This is a genomic window from Pseudomonas sp. YNh (assembly GCF_037993085.1).
Taxonomy (GTDB): domain Bacteria; phylum Pseudomonadota; class Gammaproteobacteria; order Pseudomonadales; family Pseudomonadaceae; genus Aquipseudomonas; species Aquipseudomonas putida.
Genome location: NZ_JBBMRJ010000004.1, coordinates 170,681 through 190,324, shown reverse-complemented (window position 1 = coordinate 190,324; position 19,644 = coordinate 170,681). Strand labels below are relative to the sequence as shown.

The following is a 19,644-nucleotide window of genomic DNA, read 5'->3' as shown; positions in this document are numbered from 1 at the left end:
AATGACCCACGTAATTGCCTGTATCGACGGTTCCACCTCGGCTCCAGCTGTTTGCGACTACGCGGCCTGGGCCAGTCTGAGCCTGGAAGCGCCGCTGACCTTCCTGCATGTGCTGGATCAGCGCCAGTATCCGGTTGCAGCAGATTTGAGTGGCAACATTGGCCTTGGCAGCCGCGAGCACCTGCTTGATGAGCTTGCTTCCCTGGATGAACAGCGCGGCAAGTTGGCCCTTGAACAAGGGCGAATCATGCTTGCAGCCGCGAAAGAACGGGCCGTGAATGATGGTGTGCGCGCACCGGAGTCCAAGCAGCGACATGGCGATTTACTGGAGAGCTTGCAAGAGCTGCAAAGTGAAACGCGCTTGCTGGTTATCGGTCGCCAGGGCGAGTCTAGTGGCGGTCTGAGTCAGCATGTCGGAAGCCAGCTGGAAAGCGTTATTCGTATCATGCACCGGCCAATCCTGGTCACCCCGGCCAACTTCCAAAAGCCCAAGAGCGCGATGCTGGCATTCGATGGCGGCGCTACAACCCGCAAGGGTGTGGAGATGCTGGCAGCCAGCCCGCTGCTGAAGGGGCTGCCGATCCATCTGGTCATGGTTGGGCCCGTGAACGACGAAGCGTCCGCGCAGCTGGACTGGGCGCAGAAAGTGCTGATCAACGCCGGATTTACCGTTCGCGCTGAGACTCGGAGCGGTGAAATAGAACGTACCCTGCACGCCTATCAGAAAGAGCATGGCATCGATCTGCTAGTGATGGGGGCTTATGGACACTCACGTATCCGGCAGTTCCTGGTCGGCAGCACCACTACCAGCATGCTCCGTACCACCACCAGTCCGCTGTTACTGCTGCGCTAATGAGCCTGGACGACGCCCTCGATCTTGCCCATTTCAAGACCCTACTGGAACAGCGGGCTGCCGAGCTGGATCGATTGCTGGGAGACGCTGAGTCTCGCTCGCAATCGGTAGAGCTGGATCAAAGCAAGGTGGGGCGTCTATCGAGAATGGACGCACTCCAGCAACAAGCGATGAACGATGCGATCCGCAGTCGTGCACGGCATGAACGTGTCCGTCTCCAACTGGCCCTCAAGCGCTGGCACGAGGGCGACTATGGCTGGTGTAACCAATGCGGCGAGTTGATCGCCTCGGGCCGTCTGGAGTTCGATCCGGCCACGCCGTTGTGTATCACCTGTGCCAGCCGCGCCGAGTCGGGTTGAAACCATCACGGCTCGTGGCGTCAGTCTGATTTAACGAGGCTTCTAATGTATTTGATGGCTAAAAACTGGCTGGGCCGAACACGGAAAGTAAGTGTTTGGATGTGGGCGCTTGTATGCCTTGTGTTGCTCACCGTATTCCAAGTACGTACTCATCACCTTGATGATCGTCTGTACTTTTGGATCAAGACCCACTGGCACACAGACGATTGGCAGGAGCGCTCTGTGTGGCTGCCTGGCTATCGGGTTGAGCTGGATGCTAAGGCGGTTCCCGGTGTGGACAACAACCTTTCGGGCCTGACCTTCGATCCTGACCTAAATCTGCTGTGGGCGGTTACCAATGGCCCGAACGAGCTGCTGGCCCTCAGTCGTGACGGTGACGTGGAGCGACGTTACAGCCTGGATGGCTTCCACGACGTGGAAGCGGTGTCCTATGCCGGCAACGGTCAACTGGTCATTGCCGAAGAGCGGCGGCAGAGCCTGGTTATCGTGGATATCCCCATCGACGAATACGGTAAGCTTTCTCCTGATCGACCATTGAGCCTAGACCAGTATTCAGCGCTAACCTTGGCGCTTGGCAAGGAGGACAACAAAGGCCTTGAAGGGCTCGCCTACGACCTAAAAGGTGATCGTTTGTTTGTGACCAAGGAGCGTGACCCCCGGCAATTACTGGAAGTGAGCGGCCTTCGTGCCAGCCTGGAAGGAGGCGTTTCCCTGCACGTCCGCGACATGTCCAACCTAGTAAAAGACAAGGTGTTTGCCACTGACTTGTCTTCGGTTGTATTCGATCAACAGAGCGGCCATCTGATCCTGCTCAGCGACGAGTCGAAACTGCTGATTGAAATGACCGACGAGGGCAAGGTGGTGAGTTTCCGCTCCTTGGCGAGGGGGTTTGCTGGTTTGCTGAAAGGTATACCCCAAGCCGAAGGCGTAACCATCGACGATGAAGGGTATTTGTACGTGGTCAGCGAGCCGAACTTGTTCTATCGCTTTACCCGCGAGACAGATTGACCAGTCAACAAGCTACAGTCAGGCGTGGCCGGGACGCTTGAACTGTTAGCGTACGATTTTTTCCGAATTCTGCGGGCTCCCCAACTAGCTTGAGCAGATTCTCCAACAGGTCCTTGAGTTCAGCGCGATCTACACCATTGTCATGATACGTAGAGCGATCAATGATCTGCGTAGCAGTCATTAGCGGCCAGAACTTGTCAATCACATCGTCTGGCTTCATGCCAACTGCCTTGCCGATGATTTTCTTGGCGTCGCAAGTGTCTGTGAACGTAACTCTTTTTCCACTTTGGGCATCGATCATGTCGGGGCACAAGTAGTTTTCGATCTCACGTTTACGAGTCGAGTAGAACGCTCGTCCCTGTCCCTCGACTTCTTGCTTACGTTTCAAGATGGCTGCAACCTGCTCCGGGCTTCCGCCAATGTCGGAGTCCAAAAACACACACCAAGGCAGTCCAAGATCGTCCGCAAGATTGAGGGTTACCCAATGCTTAACGCTGCCACAGCCACCAATTAGGATCGGGACGATTCCTGCGTCTTCCAAGCTGGATGGGAGGTATCCCCCTGCTTTGAGGGTATTTGAAGTGTGACGGAGGAAGGTGACGTCGGACTTGCCCTCCACCAGGACGACCCCTTTTGCTCGTTCCATTCCTGTCTCGGGCAGTACGCCTAGACTCTCGGCGGCTTCCGTGAGTACTTCCTTGGTTGGCATTTTTACAATGGGGACGCCGTGTTCGTCCTTGGTTACGTAACGGATGCCGTCGATGGGCATCAGGCCGGCCAACGCAGGGACGTGGGTGGTGACGATGATCTGCCTATTGGTCTGATTGGATAGCTCCAGAAGCGCCTTCATCAACATCATCTGATAGTTGGGGTGCTGTGAGGTTTCCGGCTCTTCGATTGCGTAGATCACGTTGCGTGGGCTACCAGCCACTGCATTTTTTTCGGCCTCAGCTCGGAAGAAGTTGAGCAAAATGAGCCTACGTACCCCGCTGCCGCGTTTATTTATGGGGATGCCATTCTCGCCCTCAAGAGTAAAGCTGAAGCTCCACTTGGGCTTTTCTTTGAAACGGGGAGTCAATTCATTAGCCAACTCCGGAGCCATTTCTCGAAGTTTGTCGAGGGTGCGTCCAGCAACGTCCAACACACTGCTCTCGATCTGCCGCTCTAGCTCACTGATCTGCTCCTGTAGCGCTGCTTGGGCTTCCTTGACCGCCTGCTGTAGAGGGTTCTTGGCCTCGGCGTCACCGTCACTGCTCTCCCTGTCCGCCTTGAAGAGCGCGAAAGTTGGCAGCAGCGCCTCGATTTTATCCCAAACAGATTTGCCTTCTGTGGACAGCCCCTTGCCTACATCAAGAAGCGTCTCTTGGCAGGCAACATCTCCGGCCGCATCGCGAATGGCTTTCCGCCATTGGGATGCCACCCGCTGATCTGCTACTCGATCAGCGATCTCAAATTGTGCGCCGAGCTTTTTCAGGTCGACCATTTTCAGACTGAGTAGGCTAGCGAGCGCTTTATCAGACGGATGCTCACAGCGGATGGCTGTACTGTCCAGTTTGCCGGTGCTCGCTTTGAACGTTTTGACGACCTCCAGGACGCCAGCCGCATTCAGCAGGTATTCCTGTGATAGCGAGGTGTGTACATTTTCATCCAGCACCAAAGCCTCAGGCAGGTCGTCGAACTCGCAGGCAATCTCGAACTGAGTGTGACCCTCCGCTAGACTGAAGCAGTTCATATCACTCTTGTCGGGTTTGATGTCCGCGCTGTCGAAGAAGATGGCCAAAGCTTCCAGGATGGTCGACTTCCCAAAGTCGTTTCGACCCACAATACCGGTCATAGATGAATCGATAGGAATGACGGTGGGTGTGCTATAGCCGCGAAAATGACTGAGCTTGACGGTCTTAAGGCGCATCGTGAGATCCCTGATCTGTGTATGTCTTCGTTTCCTTACCAACCGCTGTCAGTCCTCAACGGCCAAAAGTGATGTCCATTCTGCCGGAAGGAAATATCATCAAGAGGCCTCAGGCATTGATGTGAACCCGAGGCTCCACTGAGCCAGTGGATCTTCGAATCACAATCTGTAGGTCGCAGCGGTGTGGTTAGTCGCTGGGGTGCGCATCGATTATAGGTAGAGGATGGCAAAGCGCCAGGGTGGGCGGGTGGCCCATAGATATTATTTGGCCGTCACACAGTTCATGTTGGATTTGCCGGGTAAACAGTTTGTCTCGAGGGTATGAGTACCTAATTGAGTACCTTGATGGAATTCGGAACGCATCATAGCCTTTGTTTATGGGGTCTGTATCGTCCGGATTCGATTCCTGTCTCCGCACCAGTTCAGGTTCCAGCGAAGGCTACCAAAATCTCTGGAACCCCCGTAAAACCCGCCTTCTGGCGGGTTTTTTCGTTATGGCGTTCCGTCGGAATCCGACAGCTGCCAGCCGATTTAGGGATAACGTTTGGGATAAAGTCGATTCGATAAAGGGGTTTACCCTTATGGCTCGTACTACTGCTCCCCTGACCGACACCGCATGCCGTTCGGCCAAACCTACTGACCGCCCATACAAGCTTTTTGACGGTGACGGTCTTTACCTCCTCGTTTACACCAATGGCCGCAAAGGCTGGCGCTTCCGGTATGTGAAACCGGATGGGCGAGAGGGGCTAACCTCGTTTGGCAACTATCCCGTCATCGGTCTTGCAGATGCTCGGCAGAAGCGTCTGGAGACCAAGCGGATGCTGGCTGAAGGCACTGATCCGATTGCGTCCAAGCAGCAGGCCAAGGCCGAGGCGGTTGTCAGAGGCCACACATTCGAACGCGTTGCCTTGGACTGGCATAAGGAAATGTCCGTGAAGTGGGCGCCTGGCCATTCGAGGACTGTGCTGAGTCGTTTGAAAACTCACGTATTTCCGCTGCTAGGGGCACGAGCCGTCGTTGATCTGGATACCTTCGACCTCATGCAGCCGCTTGAGGCGATAAAGAAGCGCGGCACGATTGATGTGGCTTTGAGGGTACAAAACTACCTGCAGAGCATCATGCGTGAGGCGAAGCGGCTGCGGCTGATCACGGTGAACCCGGCATATGACCTTGAGGGCTTCATCAGCGCGCCACGGGTTACGCACCGACCTGCACTCCCGCTATCTCGTCTGCCTGAGTTGATGGACCGCATCGAGAACTACAAGGGGCGCACGCTCACTCGGCTGACAGTCATGTTGTCGCTGCATGTGTTCGTACGCTCCAGCGAGTTGCGCTTCGCACGCTGGAGTGAATTCGACCTGAAGCGCGGTATCTGGGAGATACCTGACACGCGGCCCGCGTTGGACGGCGTCCCGTATTCGACAAGGGGGACGAAGATGGCAGGTGACATCCATCTTGTCCCTCTGTCACCGCAAGCGGTGGCGTTGCTCGAACAGATTCATGCGATCACGGGGTACTTCGATCTGGTGTTCACCAGTGACGCTCGCTCGTGGAAGCCTATGTCCGAGAACACGGTCAATAGCGCTTTGCGGAACATGGGCTATGGCACCAAGACCGAAATCTGCGGGCATGGCTTTCGATCCATGGCGTGCAGTGCCTTGGTCGAATCCGGGCTGTGGTCAGAGACGGCTATTGAGCGGCAGATGAGCCACAGGGAGCGCAATAACGTTCGGGCGGCGTATATCCACAAGGCCGAGTTCCTGGAGGAACGGCGATTGATCATGAGTTGGTGGAGTCGTTACCTCGAAGCGAACCGGCAGGAGCATATCTCGCCGCATGAGTTCGCGAATCAGACCGGGGCAAACGTTTCTAGCCTAAGAGCAAGGCGTGGCGCAGTCGGGTGAGCGCACGGCTTTGAAATTTCGATGATCTGCTTTCCATGCGGGTCCATCCAAACAGGGCTGCAAAGCCGCACTGTTTGGATGGACCTCACCTAAAAAATCAAAAGCACCAAATCGGCCACTGGAAACCACGGGATTCCGTACACGCCCAATACCATTTTCAACCACAAAATCCAGCGGGCGTGTCGCTTGAACTTCTCGAATTGCGGGCGTAGAAAAGACAGTGCAAAGGCTGTCGTTGACAGCACCCCAGGTGACCCGAGCCTTCAAGGTCACGCCGCTCCCGCGGTGGTTCTCCCCAAGGGCGATTCGCATCCGGCAGCTCGCCCGGTCACTACCCATGTGATGGATGCTCTTACACATATGGCGCTCGTGCGCCAGATACACCGTACCTCGCTGCCTGCAGCAACCTCTCCGATTGGCGGAATATTGCGCCAACTGGTGCCCGTCTCTTTTCCTGAAAAGAGACGGGCACTTCTACCACTGCTGCAGCCCTGATCGCACGTGGCTATGCGGCATTTCCCCTCGTGACAGTCGGCGTGACAAACGCCGATGTCACCAGCAACAGCCTTGTAGATGATGGTGCCGCAGACTAGGGAATGGACTGTACCTGACTGACAGTCAGGCATGCCCCGGTCATCGCATTGCTGCTTGCACATGGCTCAGGATCTCGCGGCACTGGTCTCGTCAGCCAATGCAGCCTCCACCCGCCCACCGGTAACGGTGCTCAGGAGGCCAGATCATGAGATGCCCTTGCTCCCGGACCAGGCTGTGTGAAAACCCCCGCTGCTTTTCGATGATCGCGCTCGTACGTGAAATCTGAAAAGAGATGGCGGCTCAGCAGACCCAGATTTTGCGTAGACGCGCGATTTTTAGGATGTTTTTTGAACAGCCACATCGGTCGGGAGGTTTTCACACAGCCTGGGACGTAAGGAGCCGCCAGTCCCGCGTAGTGGACATTCCCCACAGGTCGCAGGGGCCTTGATCCCTGATAACACTCAGCATTCTTGGCGGGATGACGTGGGGCGAGGATCGGAGAGCGGATGATGAGGTGACTGACATGGCATTGGTGGGTAGACGCGATGGCCGCAATTTCGGCTACGGCAGGCAATTGAGCTATGCAGGGCCGCAGGCGCTGAAAGACATGTTCGGCGGCGGTCATTACGGCACGGTCAAAGCGCACCGTGATCGATGGCAAGCATTCGTCAAATGGTGCCGATCCGACCAGGGGCCCGGTATCAATGATGCGCGGCAGATTGATCGGAAACTGTTGGCCGAGTATGCGGCGTACCTGCGCGACCTTGTTGGACGCGGTGACCTCGCCATCAGCACCGCGCAGAATAGGCTATCCAGCGTTAACAGGACCATGGCGGCGCTTCGCGGTGATCAGTGCGTGAAATTGTCCAGCCCGAGCAAGGCGTTGGGTATGCAGCGCACAGGGGTTCGCCACTCAGTGCCCAAGGGCCAAGACCGCGATCAAGTTAGGCAGATCGTCGATGCGCTTTGTAGCCGTGATCAACTACGAGTCGCAGCGATAGATATGCTAGCGAGATCCACCGGCATGCGCTTGCGTGAGGCCATATTGGCTGACCTGCCACGGCTAAGCCGTGAGGCGAACGACTTCGGCAAGATCAACATTCAGGATGGCACCAAAGGCGGCCGCGCCGGGGCATCGGCGCCACGCTGGATTGCGGTGGACAACCATGTCCGAGTTGCACTTAGGTTTTCAAGGCAGGTGTCACCTGCGGGTAGCCGCAACCTGATTGCACCATACGAAAGCTATCTGAATCTTCTGCGACAGATCATCCGGGCTGCACGGGACATCCTGCATGCCCACAACCTTAACGGCATCTACGAGCTACGAGCGGCGTACGCGATTGAGCGTTATGAGCAAATCACCCAACACCACGCGCCTATCAATGGCGGAAACAGTTGCGAGGTAGATAGGAACCTTGATCGTGAGGCTCGGAGGCAAATCAGCTATGAGTTGGGGCACGGCCGGATCGACGTGGTCGCGGCTTACATTGGGGGGCGCGCATGAGTAAGCCATTCGACATGGAGCTCTTCTTGGCCGCGGTGCTGACGGGGTCGCGCGCAACGCGGCAGCGCCATATACGGCAAGCGAAGCTCACCCAAGCTGAGATAACGGAACGCTGGCAGCTGAAAACGCCTTGGGCTTGGCAGAGAAAACATGTGACTTGGTTTCTTGAACACCGACTAGCTGGGCGATGCGCGGCGACTAGGTTTTACTACCTGCTGACCGAACGGTTGCTTGCTCGCCGTTTAGAAAAGCCATAGGTCTTCAAATGCCGAGCAAAAATCTGATATTGATAGTCACTACTCTGCAGCACTCAACCCAAAAGCTGCCGTTTGTAGGTGACAGCTAACGGCCCAACGCAGACACTTATGCCTCTCTCTAATCTAGACCCCAGCCGCCCCTACCAAGGTATAAGCCCACTACAAGCCCCCTCGCTGGGGGCAGCTGAAAATCCGGCTACAGCCCAAACGGCTGAGATCTAAAATTTTTCTGTCCTATTCACCCAAAGACCGAATAATCTACTCCGACATGCTGGGGCATTGTACGAATCAAGTAACGACACGGATAGCTAGGGGAAAAAATGCAGGTTGCAGATTTTAGGTTGGTCGATGACCTGAGCCATAAAGATTTCGAGCACTTTGTGAAGGATCTTCTGCTTTCCTCTGGCTGGCAAGACGCAGTGGTTACAGAGGTTGGCAGTGAGTATCGCTATGGTGACGGTGGAGTGGACATTTTTGCCTACCGTGACGGGCGCAAGTTCGCCGTTGAGGTAAAACAGCGCGAATTAAAAACAACAGTGGACGTCGTTTCCCTTAACCAACTGGTTACCGGTGCTCAGCTAGCAGATGTAAAGCAGATGATTTTGGTCACCAACTCGTACTTTACCTCCGAGGTGAAAATACGGGCTTTACGCCTTGGCGTGGAACTGATTGATCGAGACGCACTGAAGAATTTGTTTGTATTACGGGGTTCCGAGATCGGGCGAAGGATTAAGCCACGTGAGTATCAAGTAGATGTCATTCAGCAGGCAATTGAGGCCTTCGATAGTGGTAAACGAAAACTGCTGATCGAGATGGCTACTGGTCTAGGCAAAACCTACACCGTTGCACTGCTGATCAAGCAATTGCTAGAGCGCGCTGAGGGTCGACAGCGCGTGCTGTTTATTGCCCACCAGATCGAGATTCTGCTTCAGTCAGTGACCGCTTTTAAGAACGTACTTGGTTTGGGGCGTTATAGTTTTTCTGCGTGCTTCGCGGGTTCTAAACCCGAGAATACTGATTTGGTTTTCGCCAGTTTTGATACCCTTTATGGCCAGCAGGCCGAACTGGCGGAGAATAGCTTTGATTATGTGATTGTAGATGAAGCGCATCACACGCCTGCTAGGACCTATGCGAGCGTTGTAAAGCACTTCAAGCCGCGCTTGCTTATTGGGCTAACAGCAACACCCTGGCGCACTGATAACAAAAGCGTCAGCGATTTTTTTGGTGGTGTGGATGGCCATATAGGGCGTTATGACCTGATTTGGGGGCTGCAGCATAAGAAATTGGCGTTCCCTAAATATTTAGTTTTACTCGATGATATTGATCAGGATCGCATTGATAAACTCGAGAGTGGCCTCTCGATTTCGGACCTAGATAAGCGACTTTTCCTGCACAAAAAAGATCAAGAAGTTGTGCGCCTAATCGAGGCTACGGTCAAGCAGAAACACTTGAATAACGTAAAAGGTATCGTATTTTGCCGCAATATTCGGCATCTTAGGCATCTTTTAGGATTTTTCGAGCCGGGGACTGCGACCAGCGTACACTCGCGCATGCAGGACAATGAGCGACGGGAAAATATCCGACAGTTTCGCGAGGGCGACCTTAAGTACATATTAGTGTGCGATCTATTCAATGAAGGTATCGATATCCCCGAAACCAATTTGCTCGTATTTATGCGTTATACGGGGTCTAAAACAGTATGGCTGCAACAGTTAGGCCGTGGTCTACGTAAAACGAGTAACAAGGAATGTGTTCATGTGCTCGATTTCGTGGGGTCGTTGGATCGTCTAAAAGATGTTCAACAGTTGGTCAAGGCTGTGCGCAGCAAACCGAAACGTAAGGTGATTGAAGGTGATCTAGACGAAGCTAGCGAAGATCAACACGATCTGCATGATGATACGATTGAAGTTAATTACAGCCAGTCGGCTGCACGTGTACTGGATTTGATCGAGCGTCTGAAGTATCGACTGAATAGCCGTGAGGAAATGGTTGAGCAGTTTAGAAATTATCATCAATCAACCGGTAACATACCGTCAATAGACGCACTGGAAAGCAGCCTAGAGGACATTTCTGTGGACCAGGTAGCTACACATTTCGATTCTTACCAAGGCTATCTCCGAGCAGTGTTCGGCTCGGACATTCATATAGCCGAAATCAGTGATGAAGTGGCTGAAGCTTACGCTGCCTATTACAAAAAACACGGTGTCGTGCCAAGCCCCAAGGCCCTGTCACTGGAGTTTCAGTACAAGACGTTGCCATGGTTTACCTCAACGGAAATGGCTCATTTAATCGGCAGGTTAACACTAATACCGTTGGTTAACGGAATTACTCAGGATGAGCTAGCGACTTCTGCCGGAGAGGAGGTTGCAGAGAGGATAGACGAAGTGGTTCAGACTGCCTCAGCATCAGATCTGAATAAAGCTCAGGCGCAGCTTGACTTGCTTGAAAAGTATCGTGGTGTTGTCAGCAGTCGCGCTGACCTGCTGGCATTGCCGAAATCGCAAGTAGATCAAATAACTGCTGTGTTTCGCTCCACGTCTATTTTTTTGGTGCGGTTAAGAGGTTAGTAATAATGCACGATTCGTCTAAAATGATTACCGCTGCTCGTTCCCTGAGAGGGCAGATGATCGCAGCAGGGCTGCTCTCTGCAACTGAAACATCGGGTCGGCTAGATATCCTGATTGCCAAGTTGGATGTTGACAACTTCCTGAGCTTGCGCGCGCTTCCAGCTTTCTGGGAGCTGCTATCTCTTTGGCAGGTATCCGCTGATATCGAGCAACCACCTATGCCGCAGATGGAACTGGATGCGCTCAGTGCTGTAAATGATCACCAAGACCTCGCGCCAAGTGATCAATTATTGAGCTCTCAAATAGATGAGGAAGAGGAGCAGTTTTCAACTGCTGATGTTCCGCATTGTCTCCCCCATCCTCGAACTCTTGTTGTTGATGTACGCCTCGGTGGTCGCTTCGATAAATTGATAGCCCGATTGTGTCGTAGCGCGAATAGAAGCGCTGGAGTAGAGGTGACGATCGAAAGGCTCGAAGATATTCTGAACCTTCCAGTTGAAAGCCTGCTCAAGTTAGATGGTGTCGGTAAATCCTACAGGGAGGCCTGGCAAGAGCTTAAGGATCTGTACACTCAGGCGATTGAGTTTCTACCTGAATCTAAAGATATATCAGAAACTGTTGAGCCGCTTGATCTCGTTAAAGATGATATGCGACTCAACCTGACGCAATTAGACGCTGCCGAGCTTAAAGCGATTGCTAAACTTGAGCGGGTCGTAGGTCGCGCTGATATTCGCGGTATTTTGAGCTTTGACTCTTTGGAGCAAGGAGGGAAGAGTTCAGTTTCAGGCCGCACTCGAAGTCAACTATTGCAAGTACGAGAACGCCTCGTCTCTCAGCTGCAACAGATTGCCGCAGGCAGCTCCGACTATCATGCGACCTCATCTTCTTTGATATTCGCTACGGCCCAATCCTTTGATTCGGTGGCGGAATTGGGTGATTTTCTGCTAGTCCAAACAGACTCTTTCTTGGCGGCCCTTGATGAGAAAAGTCAGTTGATTTTTCAGCATCGGTGGGGATTTGTTGACGAACGTCTTACGCTTTCAGAGATCGGGCAAAAATATGCGGTCTCCCGAGAGCGAATTCGCCAACTGGAGAGTAAGATTAACGAGCGGCTCAACAATTACCTAGCTCTAAATTCTGCCGACATTTGGTGCGCCGCCACAAGCCTGCCTTTACACGAGCTCCGCTTGGAAATGGCAGATCTATCAGGATGCTTTGCAGAGTCGAATCACTTTCATGACTTTTTAGAATTTGTAAGTCACGGCCATATAGCATCTGCAAGGGAGACACCCGACGTCTCACTAGCAATTCTAGATGACTTTTTCGCTATGCACGGCGCAGCTATTGATCATGCGCTAGTTCTTAAATACTTACAGCAAGAGTTAGCCTTGGATGAAAAGGGTTCAGTCAATGCCCTGCAATTCCTTCATGAACAGGGCAAAGTTACATTTGACGGCGACCATGTAGTGCCGCTGAAACTAGGAAAGCGCGAGGCAGCTGCGGCCGTGCTTAGTACGCATCCAAATGGCCTGCCGTGGCTAGATATTGTCCGCCACGCAAACCGGCTTGGCATTTCCAGCAGTCCGTTTTCAGAACAGGCCGGTGGTAATGCATTGCAGGATTCTGAACTTATGTACGTCGCTGGAAAAGGCATATACCGGCACACTCGCTTCGTTGATTTTTGCAGTTTCGATGATTCCGAAATTTTCGATGCCCTGCATATATACTTCGCTAATTCTGCAAGAGAGGTTGCACATCTAAGCGAAGTTCATGCAGGCTTGCCGGAGCTGCGCAGGCATGACTATTACATACTTCGTTATGTAGTGAAAATGCGCGGAAAGGATCACGGTATTTATTTTAATGGTAAGTCACAAACCGATTCAGTCAGTCTAAATGCTGAGTTTGATTTATTTTCGCAAAAAAGTGTGATTTTGGAGGCAATGCGGAAAAGCTCAGGACCTTTGACTAAAAATGAAGTGGCGCAACTTCTGAAAAGCCGTAGTTCAAAACATGCAACGATTTATCTCAATGAGTTGATGGTGAGCAATCAAGTAGTGCAGGTGGATCGAATGCTTTATACTACTTCGGAGCGTGCTTATGAGAATGTCGACTTGGAATCTATTCGCGGTAACATAGAGACGGTTTTAAGGCGGCACGATCAACCTGTGGACCCATCAGTAATTCAATATGAGCTGAATGCCCTGAATGGTGAGTCCTACTCAAAATACTTCTACAGCTCTCTTGCTCGATATTTCGCCCAGCTCGGCTATTGGCAGCGCCGCTACAGTCTGTTTGCTTTGCGGCCAATATCTTTTGCAAATTTAACCGATGCCATTGATACGTTTTGTAAGGCGGAACATAGCGCCGAGCAGAATTATCAATCGCTACGTCAGCATATTGCGATCACCGAGGACGCGGCCAGAGTATCTATCTACAACTGGAAGGCCGCAAATTCTAGGATCTCCAGTGGTGTATGTGCAAGTGATTTGGACGATGAAATAGATGTCGAGTTAGAGATTGACTGAAGCCTTTAGGGTAAGCCAGCATTCTTATGCGCCATAAGACGGCTTCAGTGACCCGATTCGCGACTCACAAAGTGGAGTAAGCCTTGATTGCTTATTTTTCATAATAGTATTGATGTTTAACTGCTCCAGGCCGGCAGCGGCCTTTCGCGAAGGACTGCTTTCTATCTATTGCGGTCCTTTGCGGAGTGCGACACCTAACTTTTTTCAGCATATTTATGTCGCTTTATTATAGGGGCGACGGTCCGCTCCTGTATCACTTCGATATCCGCCCCCTACCTACATGTGGCGAATTAACATTGCTGCTGCTGGCCGAGTAGATGGCAATTCTTACCGAACCTCAAATATTATCCGTTTGAAAGTGCGAGCAATTCGAGCGACTCGGAGCCCTAAAATCCCGGTAGGGCGGTTAACAGAGGTCCCTGACTTTAAAATAGCCTAAGGATAATTTTAGAGATAAGGAGGTTCATCGTTGACAATAATAATCATTAAATTCAATAGTTTTTGTGCTGATTTGATTCCTGTCTCCGGCGCACCAGTTCAGCAGGTTTGATGCAGCTTTTTCTCATCAGGATCTCCGTCTGCTGAACTTGGTCCTGCTGCGTGACATCAGACGCCATGCTCCCTGACTTTTCCTACGACACTCAGCGGCCATTCGCATAGCCCCGAACCTTGCATTGCAACCCCCGCAGCGATACCGTACTCCAGTCGCGGCCAATTCCGCGACCGGGTTTGGCGACCCGAACGAAAAGGCGCATCGGCGCCCCCGACCACGATTGCAGGCGCTTTTTTTGCGTCCGCAGTTTCGTGTAATGGCGGCTGTGCGTGGGAGACCTTCGGGTCTGCCGAGTTCCTTTTCCTCGGTTCGCCAACCTGCGTACAGCTGCCACCCTAATCGTTTGGCGACGGTTAGCGTGGTGCTTCACTCGAAAAGGACCGCATGCATGCTCATCTCAAGTCCATCCAGGATCCTCGCATTCGTTCTCCACCGTCGTACCTCGACAGTCCCCGGCTACTTCACCGTCAGCAAATCCAGCTCCGTCTCCGCCCAACCGGAGGCACGCCATGACTGATCAAGAACGCCTATCCACCATTCAAAGCTACGCCTGGACCCTCGAATTGCTAGGCGAGGCCCTGGTCCAGCACGATGAAATGCTGGAGTGCGAACACAATCCACAATTGAGCTTTCGCAACACGGCCGGTATCCATCAGGCGATTCGGATTATCAGCCGGTTGGCCAGTGAGCAGTGTGGGAAGGTGATGGAGCGGAACGGCCATGAGTTGGAGGGATAGGGGAAGCCGTTGACGAGTGGGGCCAGATGTCGGGGTTGCAGCTGGCTCCTTCTGTCGAAGGCCGATGGTGGGTTATTCCTGCCACGCCGGGGTATGGGGCTGCTGCGCAGCCCATCGCAGGCAAGCCAGCTCCTACACGGACCGCATACGGCCTGGAGTGTGTGCGTTACTTGTGGCGAGCAATTTCCTACGAAACGCGCAGTTCATTCGTACCCTCGAAAACTTGCGAAAACAGCCACCCAGGAATAAAGTCCCTCAGTCGCCGAAGCATCGGCGACGCGACCTTGGCCGGTCGGAATCGAAAGGCGCATCAGCGCCCAGTCTTCATCGCAGGCGCTTTTTTTGTGCCCGCGATGTCGTGTTATGGCGGTGGTGCGCGGGACACCTTCGGGTGTGCCGGGCTCCTTTCGTCCCGGTCGGCCAACCCGCGTACTGCTGCCACCTTAACTTGCTTGGCCGCGAGCGGTGGCAGTTCCATCACGAAAGGAACTCATGCATGACCACCGTAAGTCCGTTACTGAACCTCGCATCCGTTCTCCTCCGTCGTTCCTCGACGACCCTCAGCTATTTCACCGTTAGCCAATCCCGCTTCACCTCCGCCTAATCGGAGGCACGCCATGACTGATCAAGAACGCCTCTCCACCATCCAAAGCTACGCCTGGACTCTAGAACTGCTCGGCGAGGCCCTGGTCCAGCATGACGAAATGCTGGAGTGCGAACACAACCCGCAACTGAGCTTCCGCAACACTGCCGGCATTCACCAAGCGATCCGGATCATCAGTCGATTGGTCAGTGAGCAGTGTGGGAAGGTGATGGAGCAGAGTGGTCAGGCCCCGGCTGATTAGGCTGGGCCTTTGCTGATCGGCGCTTCCTGCGCAGTGCGCCGCCGGCTAGCCGTTGAGCAGGCATCACGGTGGATGGCACGGGCTGTGCCCGTGTTCGCGGGCTCGCCCGCTCCCACAGGGATCGTGCCAGGTCTCAGGAGTTGAGCAGGGCAGCTGCCGTCCACCCGGTGTTTGGTGCGGAGGTATAGATTACTGGGGCTGCTTTGCAGCCCTTTCGCGACACAAGGCTGCTCCTACAAATGACCACTTTGGGGCGGGTTGGGGATATTTTTGCAGGAATGGTGAATGGGGCTGCTGCGCAGCCCATCGCAGGCAAGCCAGCTCCCACACCGGCCGCATCGAACTCATGCCTTGTGTACTACCGGGGGTATGAGGTAGCAAGAGGCGGACGATTCCCCGTCACGGTCAAGAAAAGGAAATCACCACGTCCACCCACCACTGGAATGACTGGGCCGGCGGGTTGACGCTAGTCCTCCAGGCAATCGTTTATATCCCGCTGCTTTACATCCTCCTGATGCCATGGCTTTGCCTGGCGCTGGTCAAGCTTGGGAGGATTCCTTTCTTGCCGGGGTTTTCCAGTCAATGGCGTCGACCGGGCGGCTGGTTGCTTCTGGGCTTGCGGGCTTGGTAGTACTGTTTGTTGTGGTTCGTAGCTTGCCCCGATGATTTACCGGTAGCTAGCTGCTCCCAGTTCCATCCAACATCGAGAATACATCGCTATGGAAAGCACTTTCGCCCAAGTCAAAGACCGGCTGCACAATCGTCGTTTTGCAGTCGCCAACAATTCCCAGGGCCTGTCTGGCACTGGCACGGTTTTCCATTACCAGGTCGATGGTGTTGCGATCACCAGCACCTACCAGGGTGGCCGGATTCGGACCGGCCATCAGGTGGGTCGAGTAACTGGCCCCGATACCATCGAGCTGCTTTACCACTGCATCACTAACGACGGCGAAATGCTCGCCGGTTGGTCACGTGGCAGGGTCATGGTCGATGATGCGGGGCGTACTACGCTCCATTTCGTATGGGGTTGGTTGTCGGGGGCTCAGGGTGGTGGGGAGTCAAACTACGTTGAAATCGAAGCGGCGGACGCTCTGATCAATTAAGCGAGGGTCGGTCATGAGCCCAGGCATGTAAGTAGAAATGCAGAAGTCGTACGTCTGGTTAGCAGCTGCTTCGGCGCCGTTCGTACATTACTCAGAGACGTTTCCTACAACTTCCATACTTGCCCGGCCAAGCAATGTGAGGCTAAATCTCTGCGTCACGGTAAATCCCGTGACCGGGCGTAGGAACCCGTTGGTAAACTTGGCGCATGCACTAGGCGCCCCTGCACCACAGCTGGCGCTTTTTTTGTGTCTGCCGTGCTGTGTCATGGCGGCTGTGTGTGGGCAGGCTTCGGCCTGGCCGGGTTTCCAAGTTTCCCGGTATTCCTACCCCGCACACAGCTGCCACCCAATCCCGTAGGAAGGATCGTGGCAGCTCCAACTAAAACTTGGAGCCTCATGCATGCTTACCTCAAGTCCAAGCAGGACCCTCGCATCCGTTCTCCTCCGTCGTTCCTCGATGACCCTCAGCTATTTCACCGTTAGCCAATCCCGCTTCGCCTCCGCCCAATCGGAGGTACGCCATGACTGACCAAGAGCGCCTCTCCACCATCCAAAGCTACGCCTGGACCCTCGAACTACTAGGCGAGGCCCTGGTCCAGCATGACGAAATGCTGGAATGCGAACACAACCCGCAACTGAGCTTCCGCAACACTGCCGGCATTCACCAAGCGATCCGGATTATCAGCCGATTGGCCAGTGAGCAGTGTGGGAAGGTGATGGAGCAGAGTGGTCAGGCCCCGGCTGATTAGGCTGGGCCTTTGCTGATCGGCGCTTCCTGCGCAGTGCGCGGCCGGCTAGCCGTTTAGCAGGCATCACGGTGGATGGCACGGGCTGCGCCCGTGTTCGCGGGCTCGCCCGCTCCCACAGGGATGGTGCCAGGTTTTAGGTGTTGAGCAGGGCAACTGCCGTACACCCGGTGTTCGGTGCGGAGGTATGGATTACCTGGGCTGCTTTGCAGCCCTTCCGCGACACAAGGCCGCTCCTGGAAATGACCACTTTGGGGCGGGTTGGGGATATTTTTACAGGCATGGTAAATGGGGGTCATGCCTTGTGTACTAACGGCGGTATGGGGTACCAAGAGCCGGACGATTCCCCGTCACGTTCAAGATAAGGAAATCACCATGTCCAACCATCACTGGAATGACTGGGCCGGCGGATTGACGCTAGTGCTTCAGGCGATCGTTTATATCCCGCTGCTTTACATCCTCCTGATGCCATGGCTTTGCCTGGCGCTGGTCAAGCTTGGGAGGGTTCCTTTCTTCCCGGGGTTTTTCCAGGCAATGGCCTCGACCGGGTGGCTGGTTGCTTCTGGGCTTGTGGGCCTGGTAGTACTGTTTGTTGTGGTTCGTCCCTTGGTCCGTTGATTTGCCGGCACGAGGAAGGTGCTTTTGGAACCGTGTTGTTCACTGTTCGTAAGTCTTCAGGGCGAGGGTAAGCATTTCATGAATGTGCGCCCGCAAGGCAAGCGGCTCCAGCACCTCGATGTCGGCAGCATTTGCCATCAGGAACAACCGTAGCCCCTGGGTATCGCGAACCTTGCAGGTCAGCAGCCATTTGTCGCCGTCCGGCAGCAGCTTCTGGTTTTTATCCAGCGGGTTTTCAGCAAGGCGGTTGTACAGGTTCTGGCTAAGCCGAAGGCGGGTTTTTTGCGCAGGGGAGTGGATGGTCACCAGGTCTGTCTGGGCTTCGTCTGCGTGAATGTCGTAACCCTCCGGGTCGTCGATAATCCGCTTGCCCGGCTCTACCTTGGTAATCCTGTGCAGCATCAGCGCGCACAGTGTATTGGGCCCGTTGCTGCTGTACTTGCCTCGTGGCACGTCGGGCGCGGGTGCGTTACCCACCCACTGCTCTTCGGTGACATAGGCAGACAGGTAGATATTGGAATCCTGGTGGGACAGGCCCAGTGGTTTGAGCTGGTAGACACACTCGACCCCGTCGGCATTACGCGGGCGGTACCAGACCTCAAGGGCTTCGTTATCGAGGATGGCCATCTGTATCTGCTTGAGGTGTTGGGCTTTGTACTTGCCCGGCTGTAGCTGGGTAAACCGCGTCCCTGAAGTAATACGCTTGGTGAAGTTCAGCTTGCGTACCGAGCCGTCCTGCATCACCAGTTCCGTATAGTCGCGCAAGCCCTTCAACTCATCGGTGGCTGATTGCAGGCCGAACCGTTCGGCATGCTGGAAAACCGCCCAGAGTGACATGGCGTCTGAAGGTGAGAGCACCAGCGAGTGGCTTCGGCCCACCGCAGACCAGAGCAACCCTCGTTTATCTTCTGGGTCCGTTTGCGACTGAACGTAGTTCAGCTCCTCCAGCGCCTTCAAATCCCTGATGGTGGTTTTATCACGTTGGTCATCAGCAGCATCCCCATGGCGCCCTACCCATGCAACCAGCTTCGCGTGCACGTCTGCGGTGGAGAGAGGCTTACCCGCTGCACGAAGGATTTGCCGCAGATAGTCACGGCGATGGGCAAGATTGATCATTTTTTTTGAATCCGGACAAGAAGTGTCCCTATTGGAGTTCAAGATGTTCTTCGTTGGCAAGGCAACGACCTTGATCACGGTATTCCCGCGTCCTGCGTCGAGGATGCAGCAGAGATAAAGAGGGCATCGCGATGAGCGACATCGATAAGGTGAAAGCACTGATTGTTCAACACGCGGCCTGCGGCATCAGTGCTCCGGAACTGTTCCTGCGGCTAATGCCACAGGGTGCCCATCTGGCGGGAATTGAAATTCAGATGGCCCTGTTCGCACTCCAGGAAGAGGGCCGCCTTTACGGCCAGGAAGTAGAAGGCCAATGGTGGTACACCAGCATCGATCAGAACGACCCTGCCAGCGCAGCGCCGGAATACAGCCCTCAGTTTGCAGAACGCATCATTGCTGCGTCCTGTGGAGCGTTTAAAGAGATCGACGCAGACGATCTGATCAAACAACTTGATGACATGATCGCTCAAGCGCGACGTGGCCAAACCGATACCCAGTAAGCGCCT

At 54.2% G+C, this 19,644-nt stretch carries 16 protein-coding genes; 14 read left to right on the top strand and 2 right to left on the bottom strand.

The features are described from left to right. Position 1 precedes the first annotated feature (1 nt). The 3 genes from WF331_RS05605 to WF331_RS05595 are packed head-to-tail and all read left to right on the top strand — an operon-like array spanning position 2 to position 2,220. Positions 2-853, top strand: a complete 852-nt coding sequence (locus tag WF331_RS05605) for a universal stress protein (protein WP_003090760.1) — start codon at positions 2-4, stop codon at positions 851-853. Next, positions 853-1,212: a TraR/DksA family transcriptional regulator gene (locus WF331_RS05600; RefSeq protein ID WP_003090764.1), complete on the top strand. Its 360-nt coding sequence runs from the start codon at positions 853-855 to the stop codon at positions 1,210-1,212. Before WF331_RS05605 ends, WF331_RS05600 begins: the two co-directional genes overlap by 1 nt. Before the next feature lie 45 nt (positions 1,213-1,257). After that, positions 1,258-2,220: an SdiA-regulated domain-containing protein gene (locus WF331_RS05595; RefSeq protein ID WP_010794530.1), complete on the top strand. Its 963-nt coding sequence runs from the start codon at positions 1,258-1,260 to the stop codon at positions 2,218-2,220. A 4-nt stretch (positions 2,221-2,224) separates the two neighbouring features. Here WF331_RS05595 and WF331_RS05590 read toward each other — a convergent pair whose 3' ends face one another. Further along, complete coding sequence (locus WF331_RS05590) at positions 2,225-4,129, bottom strand: AAA family ATPase (protein WP_340622726.1); 1,905 nt, start codon at positions 4,127-4,129, stop codon at positions 2,225-2,227. A 581-nt stretch (positions 4,130-4,710) separates the two neighbouring features. Between WF331_RS05590 and WF331_RS05585 the strand changes: the two genes are divergently transcribed. From WF331_RS05585 to WF331_RS05540, 10 genes are all read left to right on the top strand, one after another. Then, positions 4,711-6,033, top strand: a complete 1,323-nt coding sequence (locus tag WF331_RS05585; RefSeq protein WP_340622725.1) for a tyrosine-type recombinase/integrase — start codon at positions 4,711-4,713, stop codon at positions 6,031-6,033. Between the two features lie 1,057 nt (positions 6,034-7,090). Then, positions 7,091-8,071: an integrase domain-containing protein gene (locus tag WF331_RS05580; RefSeq protein ID WP_174371221.1), complete on the top strand. Its 981-nt coding sequence runs from the start codon at positions 7,091-7,093 to the stop codon at positions 8,069-8,071. Next, positions 8,068-8,328 (top strand): hypothetical protein, encoded by a 261-nt coding sequence (locus tag WF331_RS05575; RefSeq protein ID WP_340622724.1) that lies wholly within the window; start codon positions 8,068-8,070, stop codon positions 8,326-8,328. The genes WF331_RS05580 and WF331_RS05575 overlap by 4 nt, the downstream gene beginning before the upstream one ends. 320 nt (positions 8,329-8,648) lie before the next feature. Then, entirely contained in the window at positions 8,649-10,895 is a 2,247-nt protein-coding gene (locus WF331_RS05570; protein WP_340622723.1) for a DEAD/DEAH box helicase family protein, read from the top strand. Positions 10,896-10,900: 5 nt separating this feature from the next. Next, a complete protein-coding gene (locus WF331_RS05565; protein WP_340622722.1) occupies positions 10,901-13,420 on the top strand; it encodes a sigma factor-like helix-turn-helix DNA-binding protein in 2,520 nt (839 codons plus the stop codon). A gap of 1,062 nt (positions 13,421-14,482) precedes the next feature. After that, complete coding sequence (locus WF331_RS05560) at positions 14,483-14,710, top strand: hypothetical protein (protein WP_019471225.1); 228 nt, start codon at positions 14,483-14,485, stop codon at positions 14,708-14,710. A 617-nt stretch (positions 14,711-15,327) separates the two neighbouring features. After that, positions 15,328-15,555, top strand: a complete 228-nt coding sequence (locus WF331_RS05555; RefSeq protein ID WP_340622721.1) for a hypothetical protein — start codon at positions 15,328-15,330, stop codon at positions 15,553-15,555. Between the two features lie 719 nt (positions 15,556-16,274). Further along, the gene (locus WF331_RS05550) at positions 16,275-16,658 is read left to right on the top strand and encodes a hypothetical protein (RefSeq protein ID WP_340622720.1); all 384 of its coding nucleotides are present in this window, start codon (positions 16,275-16,277) and stop codon (positions 16,656-16,658) included. A gap of 521 nt (positions 16,659-17,179) precedes the next feature. Continuing rightward, positions 17,180-17,407: a hypothetical protein gene (locus tag WF331_RS05545; protein ID WP_049278030.1), complete on the top strand. Its 228-nt coding sequence runs from the start codon at positions 17,180-17,182 to the stop codon at positions 17,405-17,407. A gap of 372 nt (positions 17,408-17,779) precedes the next feature. Next, the gene (locus WF331_RS05540) at positions 17,780-18,022 is read left to right on the top strand and encodes a hypothetical protein (protein WP_016501565.1); all 243 of its coding nucleotides are present in this window, start codon (positions 17,780-17,782) and stop codon (positions 18,020-18,022) included. Between the two features lie 39 nt (positions 18,023-18,061). Here WF331_RS05540 and WF331_RS05535 read toward each other — a convergent pair whose 3' ends face one another. Further along, complete coding sequence (locus tag WF331_RS05535) at positions 18,062-19,216, bottom strand: helix-turn-helix transcriptional regulator (RefSeq protein WP_340622719.1); 1,155 nt, start codon at positions 19,214-19,216, stop codon at positions 18,062-18,064. 53 nt (positions 19,217-19,269) lie between these two features. On the opposite strand from WF331_RS05535, the gene WF331_RS05530 reads away from it, so the two are divergent. Next, positions 19,270-19,638: a hypothetical protein gene (locus tag WF331_RS05530; protein WP_340622718.1), complete on the top strand. Its 369-nt coding sequence runs from the start codon at positions 19,270-19,272 to the stop codon at positions 19,636-19,638. Positions 19,639-19,644: the final 6 nt, after the last annotated feature.